Below are 12,255 nucleotides of genomic sequence, written 5' to 3'. Positions count from 1 at the left end.
GCCCCGGCCGCCCCTCAGGCGTGGGTGCCGGTCACCCGGCCGCGGAGGCGGCAGGCGTACCAGGTGGTGGCGAAGCAGATGCCGAGGTACAGCACCACGGCCTGTAGGGCGAAGTTGCCGTGGTGGAAGTCCCACGGGTGGCCTCCGGCGTCGACGACCGGGGCGGGGTTGTCCCGCACGTACGGGCGGACCACGCCTGCCAGGCCGCCCAGGCACTGCGCCGTGACGTAGAGGACGACCAGCTCGCCGAGCACCAGGAGGTAGGCCCGGCGATCCCGGCGGCGGAATTGTGCGACCGACCGCCGGGCACGGCCGGGGAGCCAGTCGGGGGGCGCGGGGGCCACGCGGGCGCAGAGCGCCGGCGCGTACACGACCGCGGTCACCACGGCGGCGGTCAGGGCGAGGGTGACCAGCCCCATCAGCGCCTCGCTCCCGCCCGCGTAGCGGCTGCGGCCCCAGGGCAGCAGGAGGATGCCGAGGAGGGGGAGGTGGGTGAGGAGGGCGGCGGCGTAGGTCCTCGCCAGGACGGGGGCGGCAGGTGCGGAGAAGCGGGGGCGGGATCCGGTTCGCGTCGTCATGTGTCGATGCAAACAGCGGTGGCCCCGCCGAACCATCGGCGTGACACCACCCTCGGGGTGTACCCACCTCCACCCCGGGCCGGACCGGGCCTTCGAGCTCCCGCCGTCATGTGACGGCGGGAGGCTCCGGTGCCGGCGGGACCGGCGTGGTCAGCGAGCGGCGGGGCCGCCGTGCCAGGTCTGCCAGAGGGAGGCGTACTCGCCCCCGGCGGCGACCAGTTCGTCGTGGGAGCCCAGCTCCGTGAGGAGCCCGCCCCGCATCACCGCGACCCGGTCCGCGTCGTGCGCGGTGTGCAGCCGGTGGGCCACCGCGATCACCGTGCGCCCCTCCAGCACCGCCGCAAGGGCGCGCTCGGTGTGACGGGCGGTGGCCGGGTCGAGGAGCGCGGTCGCCTCGTCGAGGACCAGCGTGTGGGGGTCGGCCAGCACCACGCGGGCCAGGGCGAGCTGCTGGGCCTGCGGACCCGACGTGCGGTACGCGTCCGCACCCAGCACCGTGTCCAGCCCCTCCGGCAGGGCGGACACCCACTCCGCGCCGACCGCCTTCAGCGCCGCCCACAACTCGGCGTCCTCCGCCCGCGGTTCGGCGATCAGCAGGTTGTCCCGCACCGTGCCGAGGAAGACGTGGTGCTCCTGGGTGACCAGCACCACCTGGCGCCGCAGCCGCTCCGGCGCCAGCGACACCACCGGCACCCCGCCCACCGTCACCGTGCCCTCACCCGGGGCGTCGATCCCCGCGATCAGCCGGCTCAGCGTCGTCTTGCCCGCCCCGGACGGCCCCACCACCGCCAGCCGTTCACCGGGCCGCACCACCAGGTCCACGCCCCCCAGCACCTCCGGGCCGCCCGGGTAGGCGAACCGGGCGCCGCGCACCTCGATCACGTCGTCCGCGGGCTCGGCCGTCACGCCGCGCTCGTCCCGGGGGGCCCGCGCCAGGCCCTCGACGCGGGCGAACGAGGCCCCGGAGGACTGCAGCTGCTCGACCATGTCCAGCAGGTGGTCCAGCGGATTCTCCAGCTGCCGCATGTACAGTGCCGCCGCCACCACCGAGCCCAGGCTCAACGCCGCCTGGAAGTGGAGGTATCCGCCGACCAGCAGCACGCCGGCCACCGGCAGCGCGTAGGAGAAGTCCAGGGTGGGGAAGAACACGCAGCGCAGGAAGAGCGTCCGCATCCGGGTGCGGCGGGCCTCCTCGACCGCCTCACGGTTGGCCGCGACGCGCCGCCGCTCCAGCCGGAACGCCTCCACCGTCCGCGCGCCGGACGCCGTGGAGGTGAGCTCCTCGGCCAGCTCGGAGGTGGCCGCTCCCTGCTCCAGGTAGGCGTCGCGGGCCCGCCGCAGGTACCAGCGGGTCGCCGTGAGGATGCCCGCGAAGCCGAGGACCAGGCAGGCGCCGAGCAGCGGATGGATGAGGAACACCGCGGCGATCAGCACCAGCGCCTGGGCCGAGTGGATCAGCAGGTCGGGTCCGGAGTCCCGCAGTGTCTTCCCGACGGCGGCGACGTCCGCCGTGCCCCGGGTCGTCAGGTCGCCCGCCCCGGCCCGCTCCACCACCGACGCGGGCAGCGCCAGGGCCCGGTCCACGAACTCCTCGCGCACCCGGGCCAGCGCCCGCTCGCCCATCCGGTGCGCGGCGTACCGCGCCCACCGGGCCAGCAGCAGCTGCGCGGCGGCGGCCAGCAGGATCAGCACCGCCAGCCGGTCCACGGCCGACACCGGGGATCCCGCCCGCACCGCGTCCACCACGCGGCCGATCAGCCACGGGGCCGCGAGGCCCGTCAGCGCGGCCAGCGCGTTGACGGCCAGCACGCCCGCGAAGGCCCGCCCGTCCGCCCGGACCAGCCGGCCCGCGGCCCGCCGTACCTCGGCCGGTCCGGCGACCGGCAGCCGCTCGGTCATACCACCGCTCCTTCCGGGGAGTCGCCCGCGGGACCGCCGGAGGCGCCGCCCGCGGGACCGCCGGAGGCGCCGCCCGCGGGACCGCCGGAGGCGCCGCCCGCGGGACCGCCGGAGGCGCCGCCCGCGGGACCGTCCGGGGCGGCGGCCGGGGTGGTACCGCCCGCGGTACCGACCGGGGAGTCGCCCGGAGCGCGGTCCGAGGCGTCGGCGTTGCGTGCCACCAGGGCGCGGTACGCCGGCACGGAGCGCATCAGCTCCCGGTGCGTCCCGGACGCCGCGACCGCGCCGCCGGCCAGGAAGCACACCGCGTCGGCCCGCTCCAGGAGCAGCGGGGATGTGCAGGTCACCACCGTGGTGCGCCCCGCCCGGGCCTCCCGCAGCCGCCGGGCGACCAGGTCCTCGGTGTGCGCGTCCAGCGCCGAGGTGGGCTCGGCGAGCAGCAGCACCTCCGGGTCCGCGGCCAGCGCCCGGGCCAGCCGCACGCGCTGCCGCTGGCCCCCGGAGAGGTTCCGGCCGCCCGCGTCGAGCACCGCGTCCAGGCCGCCGGGCAGGCCCCGCACCACGTCCTCCGCGGCCGCCGCCCGCACCGCGCGGCGCAGCCGGTCCCCGGACGCGTCCCCCGCGCCGCGCAGCACGTCGCGCAGGGTTCCGGCGAACAGCGCGGACTCGTGGTCGGCCAGCAGGATCCGCCGCCGGACCTCCGCCCGGCCCACCGCGTCCAGGCGCACCCCGCCCCAGGTGACGTCGGCCGGGGCGAAGCAGCCGAGCCGGTCCAGCACCTCCTCGGCCTCCCCGCTGCGGCCCGACACCAGCGCGGTCAGCCGCCCCGGCGCGACCACCACACCGGACACCGGGTCGCACAGGTCCGCCGGGCCGTCCGGCCCGGCCGCGGCCTCACCGGGCGCGGGTCCCGTCTCCGGCTCCAGCCGCAGCAGGCCCACCACCCGGCCGGCGGCCACCAGCGCGCGGTTCAGCAGGTACCAGGCCTCCACCAGGTAGGCCATCGGCGACACCAGCGCCGCCACGTACCCGTACACCGCGACCAGTTCGCCCACCGTGATGTGTCCGGACGCCGCCATCCGGGCCGCCAGCCAGGTGATCAGCGCCAGGAAGAGGACGGGCAGGCCGGTGCCGAGCGACTGGATCCACCCGGCCACCGCGCCCACCCGGTACCCCTGTTCGCGCACCAGCGCGGAGTCCCGCCGGAACGCCCGTGCCACCAGGTCCTTGCCGCCGAGACCGCCCAGCACCCGCAGGCCGCCCGCCAGGTCGCCGATCCGCGCGGTGAGGAGTTTCTGTCCGTCCCGGTAGTCGCTCTCCCGGGCCTGGAGCCGCTTCATCAGCGGCCGGGTCAGCATCGCGATCACCGGCATCCCGGTCAGCAGCACCAGGGCCAGCAGCGGGGAGACGTCCAGCAGCAGCACCGCGACCAGCACCGAGGCGACGACCGCCCCGACACCCGGCCCGACCAGTGTCAGCGACTCGGAGATGGTCTGCACGTCGCCGACGCCGATGGTGACCACCTCACCCGCCGCCGTGCGCCGCGACAGGCCCGCCCCCAGGCGGGCCGCGTGCTCCGAGACGACCTTCACGGTGCGGAGGTTGGCGTCCATCCGGAGCTGGCTCATGGTGCGGTGGCGGCCGAGCCCCAGGAGCGCGCCGAGCAGCCCGAAGGCGAGCAGCGCCGACGTCCAGCCCAGCAGCGCACCCGCGTCACGGGGGCCGAGGCCGTCGTCGATCGCGTGCGAGAGGGTCCAGGGGGTGAGGGCGAAGGTGCCCATCCACAGGCTCGCGTACAGCGAGCCGAGGACCGCCCGCCCCTTCTGGCGGGACAGCAGCCACCACAGGTACCGTCCCGCGCCGCGGGAGTCGGGGACGCCGGGGTCCTCGTAGGCGTCGACGGGCCGGCCGGTGAACCCGGGCCTCATGCCAGGCTGTCCCGCCAGGCGCGGTGCAGGTCGGCGAAGCGGCCCTGGCCGCCGACGAGTCCGGCGGGGGAGCCGTCCTCGACGATCCGGCCCTTCTCCATGACCAGGACCCGGTCGGCGATCTCCACGGTGGAGAGCCGGTGCGCGACGACCACCGCCGTGCGGCCCCTCAGCACCGTCGACATGGCCCGCTGCACGGCCCGTTCACCGGGGACGTCCAGCGAACTGGTCGCCTCGTCGAGGATCAGCACCGCCGGGTCGGCCAGCAACGCCCGCGCGAACGCGACGAGCTGGCGCTGACCGGCGGAGATCCGGCCGCCGCGCTTGCGGACGTCGGTGTCGTAGCCGTCGGGCAGCGCGGCGATGAACTCGTGCGCCCCGATGGCCCGGGCGGCCTCCACCACCTCCTCGCGGGTGGCCTCCGGGCGGCCGATGGCGATGTTCTCGGCGACCGTGCCGGAGAAGAGGAACGCCTCCTGGGTCACCATGACCACCCCGCGCCGCAGATCCGCGTTGGCCAGGTCGCGCAGGTCGACGCCGTCCAGCAGGACCCGCCCGCCGGAGGGGTCGTAGAACCGCGCCAGCAGCTTGGCCAGCGTGGACTTCCCGGCGCCGGTGGAACCGACGACGGCGACGGTCTGCCCGGCGGGGATCGTCAGGTCGAAGCGGGGCAGCACCTCCCCGCCGGTGCGGTAGGCGAACCGGACGGAGTCGAAGACCACCTCACGGCCCGGACGCCCGTCGAGTGTCGCGGGCAGCTCGCGCGGGGCGTCCGGCTCGGGGACCGCGGGCACCTGCGCCAGCAGGCCGGCGATCTTCTCCAGCGAGGCGGCCGCCGACTGGTAGGAGTTGAGGAACATGCCCAGCCGGTCGATCGGGTCGTACAGGCGGCGCAGGTAGAGCACCGAGGCGGCCAGCACGCCCAGCGCCAGGGTGGAGCCGGCCACCCGGTAGGCGCCCCACAGCACGATGCCGGCGACGGTGACGTTGGCGACCAGCCGGGACCCCACCACGTAGCGGGCCATCTCCAGCAGCGCGTCGCCGTTGGTCCGCTCGTGGCGCTTGTTCAGCGGGGCGAACTCGGCGTCGTTGGCCGCCTCCCGGCGGAAGGCGCGGACCGGGCGGATGCCGTTCATGGTTTCGGTGAACTTCACGATCACCGCCGCGATCGCCGTGGACCGCTCCCGGTAGATGCGCCCGGCCCGGTGCTGGTAGCCGCGGATGAGCAGGGCCAGCGGAAGGAAGGAGGCCACCGCCACCGCGCCGAGGCCCAGGTCCAGCCAGAGCAGCAGGGCCGAGATGTAGACGAAGGAGACGACCACCGAGATCAGCTCCTGCAGCCCCTCGCTGAGGAGTTCGCGCAGCGACTCCACGTCGGTGGTGGCACGGGAGATCAGCCGGCCCGAGGTGTACCGCTCGTGGAAGTCGACGCTGAGCGCCTGCGCGTGCCGGAAGATCCGGCCCCGCAGGTCCAGCAGGGCGTCCTGGTTGACCCGCGCGGAACAGGTGATGAAGGCGTACTCCAGGACGCCGCCGGAGGCCGCGGCGAACAGGTAGGCCACCGCGACCAGCAGCAGCGGCCCGTGGTCGCTCACCCGGAAGGCGGGCACCGCGCTGTCGATGGCGTATGCCACCAGCAGCGGTCCGGCCTGCGTCGCCGCCTGCTGGAGCAGCAGCAGGACGGCGGCCAGCGCCACCCGGCCGCGCAGCGGCGCGAGCAGCGACTTCAGCAGAGCGGCGGTCGCGCCGGGCGGGGTGGGCAGGACGTCCCGGTCGAAGGCGTCGCGCGGGTCCTCGCCCGCGACGGGGGCGTCGTCCACGCCGGGAGACCCCTCGTGCCGCCCCCGCCTCTCGTTCTGCCGGCGCGACTGCGCGGCGGGAGCCGTCATCGGCGTGCCTCCTCGGGCTCCAGGGCGGCGCCCGACATGAGCCAGGCGTACTCGGTGTTGGTCCGCAGCAGTTCGTGGTGGTCGCCGACGGCGGTGATCCGTCCGCCGGACAGCAGCGCCACCCGGTCGGCGAGCAGCACGGTGGACGGGCGGTGGGCGACGATCAGGGCGGTGGTGTCCGCCAGCACCTCGCGCAGGGCGGCCTCGACGGCGGCCTCGGTGTGCACGTCGAGCGCGGACAGCGGGTCGTCCAGGACCAGGAAGTCGGGGCGTCCCACCACCGCGCGGGCCAGCGCGAGACGCTGGCGCTGACCGCCGGAGAGGCTCAGTCCCTGTTCGCCGACCTGGGTGCCGGCTCCTTGCGGAAGGGCGTGCACGAAGCCGGCCTGGGCGACCCCGAGGGCGCGTTCGAGGGCGTCGGCGCCGTCGGCGTCCTCGGCCCCGTCGCCGCCCGCCGCGCCCATCAGCACGTTCTCGCCGACGGTGGCGGAGAACAGGGTGGGGTCCTCGAAGGCGACGGCCACCCGGGAGCGCAGTTCCTCCCGGGGCATGGCGGTGATGTCGACGCCGTCCAGGGTGATCCGGCCCTCGGTGAGCTCGTGGAGCCGGGGCACGAGGGCGGTGAGGGTGGTCTTGCCGGACCCCGTGACGCCGACCAGGGCCAGCGACTCGCCGGGCCGCACGTGGAGGTCCACGCCGTCCAGCACCGGCGGGGAGTCCTTGGGGGCGTCGGGGTAGCGGAACCGGACGCCCTCCAGGCGCAGCCCGCCCTCCCGCGCGGGGGGCGCGGTGGCCGTGAAGGGGCTCGGACAGACGGTCGGGACGACGGCGGGCAGGTCGGCCGGGACGCCGGAAGACACGGTGGCCGGGACGCCGGAAGGCACGGTGGCCGGGACGCCGGAAGGCACGGCGGCCGGGACACCGCCGGGCACGGTGGCCGAAGCGGCGGCCGGGACGGACGTGCCGGACTCCGGTTCGGTGTCCATGACCTCGAAGTAGCGGGCGGTGGCGGTGGCGGCCTCCTGGCTCATCGCCAGCAGGAACCCGATGGAGACGATCGGCCAGTGCAGCGCGAGCGCGGTGGAGAGGAAGGCCACCAGGGTGCCCGCGGAGAGCGTGCCGTCGGCGACCCGCACGCTGCCCAGGACCAGGCAGGCGCCGATCGCCAGCTCGGGCAGGGTGACGATGACGGTCATGATCGCGCCGAGCAGCCGCGCCTTGCGCAGCTCGGTGCCGCGCAGGCGGTGCGTCAGTTCCCGGAAGGCGCGGGCCTGGCTGCGGTGACGGCCGAACCCCTTGATCACCCGGATGCCCAGCACGCTCTCCTCGACCAGCGTGGTCACGTCGCCCACCTGGTCCTGGGCGGCGCGGGACGCCTCGGAGAAGCGCTTCTCGAAGGCCGTGCAGACGAGGATGACCGGCAGCACCGGGATGAGGACCAGCAGGCCCAGCGTCGGGTCCATGACCAGCATGACGACCACGCCGGCCAGGATGGTCACCCCGTTGACCAGCAGGAAGGTCAGGGGGAAGGCGAGGAACTGGCGGACCATCATCAGGTCGGTGGTCGCCCGGGAGAGCAGCTGGCCGGAGGCCCAGCGGTCGTGGAAGGCGATGGGCAGCCGCTGGAGCCGCCGGTAGAGCGCCTCGCGCATGCCGGCCTCCACACCGGACAGCGGCCGGGCCACCAGCCACCGCCGCAGGCCGAACAGCACCGCCTCGGCGAGGCCCAGCAGCAGCACCCACAGCGCGCCCAGCCAGACCCCCGCGGTGTCGCCGTCGGCGATCGGGCCGTCCACCATCCACTTCAGGACGACCGGTATGACCAGGCTGGTCAGCGAGGCGATGACCGCGATGACCGCGGCGGCGAACCACCGTCCCCGGACCGGCCGCAGGTACGGCCACAGACGGAGCAGGGTGCGGACCGCGGGGGTGCGCCCGGGGGCGGCTTCTTCGGGGTTCAGGTCACTGGGCATCAGGAGCGAGCCTAAGGTTCGATACTGACAATCCCCAGTGATTTTCGGGGCGCCCCGGAAGCCCTCGCGGGCGCACCGGGAGCGGGACGGGGAGCACCGGGCGAGCCCCGTGACCCCTGGTGCCCGCTCTCCCGCCCCAGGTCAGCGCACCCTCAGCAGCAGCACCGTGCGGGGCGGCACGACGACCGTGGAGCCCGCCCGGTGGGTCTCGCCGGGCGCCCGCCGCTGCTCCTCCAGCCCGGTGTCCACCACCACCTCGTACCGCTCGGCCCAGGGCCGGTCCGGCAGGGTGAACGCCACCGGCCGGTGACCGGCGTGCAGGACGGCGAGGAAGCTGTCGTCGACGACCGGCTCGCCCCGCTCGTCGCGCCCGGGGATGTCCCGGCCCGACAGGTACATCCCCAGCGTGGTGGTGGGCGCGTACCAGTCGGACTCGGTCATCTCGCCGCCGTCCGCGGTGAACCAGGCCAGGTCCCGCAGGCCGTCCGCCCCCTGCGGGCGGCCGGAGAAGAAGGCGCGCCGCCGCAGCACCGGGTGGCGGTGGCGCAGCGCGATCAGCCGCGAGGTCAGCTCCAGGAGCTCCCGCCAGCCGGGGTCCTCCAGCAGGGTCCAGTCCACCCAGCCGGTCTCGTTGTCCTGGCAGTAGGCGTTGTTGTTGCCGCCCTGGGTGCGGCCCATCTCGTCGCCCGCCACCAGCATCGGCACCCCGGTGGAGAGCAGGAGGGTGGTCAGCAGGTTCCGCAGCTGCCGCCGGCGCAGCGCGTTGACGCCCTCGTCGGCGGTCTCGCCCTCGGCGCCGCAGTTCCAGGACCGGTTGTCGCTCGTCCCGTCGCGGTTGCCCTCGCCGTTGGCCTCGTTGTGCTTGTGGTGGTAGGAGACCAGGTCGCGCAGGGTGAAGCCGTCGTGCGCGGTGACGAAGTTGACCGAGGCGTAGGGCCGCCGTCCACCCCAGGCGTAGAGGTCGCTGGAGCCGGACAGCCGGTAGCCGAGGTCCCGGACGTCCGGCAGCGCGCCGCGCCAGTAGTCGCGGACGGCGTCCCGGTACCGGTCGTTCCACTCGGTCCACAGCGGCGGGAACGCCCCCACCTGGTAGCCGCCCGAGCCGACGTCCCACGGCTCGGCGATCAGCTTCACCCGGCGCAGCACCGGGTCCTGGGCGATCACCGCGAGGAACGGCGAGAGCATGTCGACGTCGTGCATGGAGCGGGCCAGCGCCGCCGCCAGGTCGAAGCGGAAGCCGTCCACGCCCATCTCGGTCACCCAGTAGCGCAGCGAGTCGGTGATCAGCCGCAGCACCTGCGGGCGCACCACGTGCAGGGTGTTGCCGCAGCCGGTGTAGTCGGCGTAGCGGCGGGCGTCGGACTGCAGGCGGTAGTAGGCGCGGTTGTCGACGCCCTTGAGGGAGAGCGTCGGGCCGAGTTCCCCGGCCTCGGCGGTGTGGTTGTAGACCACGTCGAGGATCACCTCGATGCCCGCCGCGTGCAGGGCGCGCACCATCCGCTTGAACTCGCCGACCTGCTGGCCGCCCGTGCCGGTGGCCGCGTAGCCCGCGTGCGGGGCGAAGTAGCCGATGGAGTTGTAGCCCCAGTGGTTGGTCAGCCCGCGGCGCAGCAGGTGGTCCTCGTGGGCGAACTGGTGCACCGGCAGCAGCTCCACGGCGGTGACCCCGAGGCGGGTCAGGTGCTCGATCGCCGCCGGGTGGGCGAGGCCCGCGTAGGTGCCGCGCAGCTCCTCGGGGACGCCGGGGTGGCGCATGGTGAAGCCGCGGACGTGCAGTTCGTAGATGACCGAGTCGGACCAGGGCGTCTTGGGCCGCCGGTCGTCCGCCCAGTCGTCGTCGTCATGGACGACCACGCCCTTGGGGACGAACGGCGCGGAGTCGCGGTCGTCCCGGACGGTGTCCGCGACCTGCTGGTCCGGCCAGTCCCGGACGTGCCCGTAGACCTCCGGCGGCAGCGTGAACTCGCCGTCGACGGCCCGCGCGTACGGGTCGAGGAGCAGCTTGGCCGGGTTCCAGCGGGCTCCGGTCCACGGGTCCCACCGGCCGTGCACCCGGTAGCCGTAGCGCTGCCCGGGGCGCACCCCGGGCACGAACCCGTGCCAGATCTCGTGGGTCAGTTCGGCGAGCGGCACCCGCAGCTCGGTGCCGTCGGCCTCGAAGAGGCACAGCTCCACCGCCTCCGCGCCGCCCGCCCACAGGGCGAAGTTGGTCCCGGCCACGCCGTCGGGCCCCACCCGGTACCGGGCGCCCAGCGGGGTGGAGGAGCCCGGCCACACCCGCGGCACGGGCGCCGGGGCGTGCGGGGTCCCGTTCAGCACGGCGGCCGCGAGGACGTCGTGGTCCACGTCGGCGGCGCGCTGGTCCGCCACTGCCTCCTGCTCGGCTGCGCTCGACACCGGTTGGCCTCCCGCGGCTCGTGGGGCGACAACGTACGAGGGGCGCATCGTCCCACCGCTGCCGCCCCGGAGCGTCGTCCTACCCCAGGTTTCTGCCCACCCCGGGCGTCCCGCTCACGTCCCCGGAGAGGGTGCCGACGGCAACGCTTCGGAAAATTTCGTCTCCTGACAGGTTTGGGGCTGAACTTGGGACGAAACGGTGACCTTCCTGCCGGGGGAGGTGTCCGATCCTGCCTTTACGATTCGTGATGGCGCGCGTGACGCGCCGGGAGGGGGTCTGACCAGGCCCGATGAGGGGAATAGGGGGAGCACACGTGAACGTGTGGTCTACAGCGGGAACGACGTCCGGCCGACGGTCCGGAGCGAGGCGCACGGGCGCCGCGGCCCTGATGGCGAGCCTGCTGATGGTCGCCGTCACCGCCTGCGGCGGCGGGGAGACGACGGACGCCAAGGGGGAGGGCACCGGAGGCGGTGCCGCGACGGCGGCGCCGGCCGCCAAGCAGTCCGACGCGGTGCTGACGATCAGCCCGGAGGACGGCGCCAAGGACGTGAAGACCAGCGGGGCGCTGAAGGTCTTCGTGGAGAAGGGCAAGCTGACCAAGGTCGAGGTCAAGGACGACGAGGGCAACGCCGTCGCCGGCGACATATCCGCGGACGGAGCGGCCTGGATCCCGGCCACCCACCTCGCCGCCGGCGCCGAGTACACCGTGCACGCCGAGGCGAAGGACGCGGACGGCCGGGTCGCCGTCAAGGACACCGGCTTCACCACGCTGACGCCGGCCAACACCTTCATCGGCCACTACAGCCCCGAGGACGGCTCCAAGGTCGGTGTGGGCATGCCGTTCTCGGTGCGCTTCACCCGTGGCATCACCGACCCCGGCGCGGTGGAGAAGGCCATCGAGATCAAGACCGACCCGCCGGTCGAGGTCGAGGGCCACTGGTTCGGCAACGACCGCCTGGACTTCCGCCCCGAGGAGTACTGGAAGGCCGGCACCAAGGTCACCGTCAAGCTCAACCTGGACGGCGTCGAGGGCCGCCCGGGCGTCTACGGCAGCCAGTCCAAGACCGTGGAGTTCGAGATCGGCCGCCGCCAGGTGTCCACCGTCGACGCCAAGAAGCTCACCATGAAGGTCGAGCGCGACGGCGAGGTCGTCAAGACCATCCCGGTCACCACCGGCGCCCCCGGCTCCGCGACCTGGAACGGCAAGATGGTCATCAGCGAGCGGTACGAGGTCACCCGCATGAACGGTGACACCGTCGGCTACGAGGGCGAGTACGACATCGAGGACGTGCCCCACGCCATGCGCCTGACCGACTCCGGCACCTTCATCCACGGCAACTACTGGGGCGGCGACGCCTTCGGCAACTACAACGCCAGCCACGGCTGCGTCGGCCTGCGCGACACCCGCGGCGGCTGGGACAAGAAGGCCCCCGGCGCCTGGTTCTTCGACAACTCGCTGATCGGCGACGTCGTCGAGGTCAAGAACAGCGCGGACGCGGTCGTCGCGCCGGGCAACGGCCTCAACGGCTGGAACATGTCCTGGGAGGAATGGAAGAAGTAGGGATCCCCGCTCCTCCCGCGGACCCTCAC

Annotated in this window: 7 protein-coding genes; 1 reads left to right on the top strand and 6 read right to left on the bottom strand. The window is 74.4% G+C overall.

All coding sequences use genetic code 11. From position 1 onward, the window contains the following. Nucleotides 1-14 precede the first annotated feature (14 nt). The 6 genes from GBN72_RS08850 to glgX form a co-directional block, all read right to left on the bottom strand. On the bottom strand, nucleotides 15-578 hold the full coding sequence (locus tag GBN72_RS08850) for a hypothetical protein (RefSeq protein WP_151771163.1): 564 nt from the start codon (nucleotides 576-578) through the stop codon (nucleotides 15-17). A gap of 150 nt (nucleotides 579-728) precedes the next feature. Next, nucleotides 729-2,477, bottom strand: coding sequence for an ABC transporter ATP-binding protein (locus tag GBN72_RS08845; protein WP_151771162.1), 1,749 nt, complete (start codon nucleotides 2,475-2,477; stop codon nucleotides 729-731). Further along, complete coding sequence (locus GBN72_RS08840) at nucleotides 2,474-4,405, bottom strand: ABC transporter transmembrane domain-containing protein (protein WP_151771161.1); 1,932 nt, start codon at nucleotides 4,403-4,405, stop codon at nucleotides 2,474-2,476. Before GBN72_RS08840 ends, GBN72_RS08845 begins: the two co-directional genes overlap by 4 nt. Continuing rightward, on the bottom strand, nucleotides 4,402-6,294 hold the full coding sequence (locus tag GBN72_RS08835; RefSeq protein WP_151771160.1) for an ABC transporter ATP-binding protein: 1,893 nt from the start codon (nucleotides 6,292-6,294) through the stop codon (nucleotides 4,402-4,404). The genes GBN72_RS08840 and GBN72_RS08835 overlap by 4 nt, the downstream gene beginning before the upstream one ends. Then, nucleotides 6,291-8,267: an ABC transporter ATP-binding protein gene (locus GBN72_RS08830; protein WP_151771159.1), complete on the bottom strand. Its 1,977-nt coding sequence runs from the start codon at nucleotides 8,265-8,267 to the stop codon at nucleotides 6,291-6,293. Before GBN72_RS08830 ends, GBN72_RS08835 begins: the two co-directional genes overlap by 4 nt. A 141-nt stretch (nucleotides 8,268-8,408) precedes the next feature. Further along, nucleotides 8,409-10,664: a glycogen debranching protein GlgX gene (gene glgX, locus GBN72_RS08825; RefSeq protein WP_246212382.1), complete on the bottom strand. Its 2,256-nt coding sequence runs from the start codon at nucleotides 10,662-10,664 to the stop codon at nucleotides 8,409-8,411. 389 nt (nucleotides 10,665-11,053) lie between these two features. Between glgX and GBN72_RS08820 the strand changes: the two genes are divergently transcribed. Beyond that, on the top strand, nucleotides 11,054-12,226 hold the full coding sequence (locus GBN72_RS08820) for a L,D-transpeptidase (protein ID WP_246212381.1): 1,173 nt from the start codon (nucleotides 11,054-11,056) through the stop codon (nucleotides 12,224-12,226). Nucleotides 12,227-12,255: the final 29 nt, after the last annotated feature.

This window comes from Streptomyces abyssomicinicus, assembly GCF_008974245.1.
GTDB classification, from domain to species: domain Bacteria; phylum Actinomycetota; class Actinomycetes; order Streptomycetales; family Streptomycetaceae; genus Streptomyces; species Streptomyces abyssomicinicus.
This window is presented reverse-complemented; position numbering and strand designations above follow the sequence as displayed.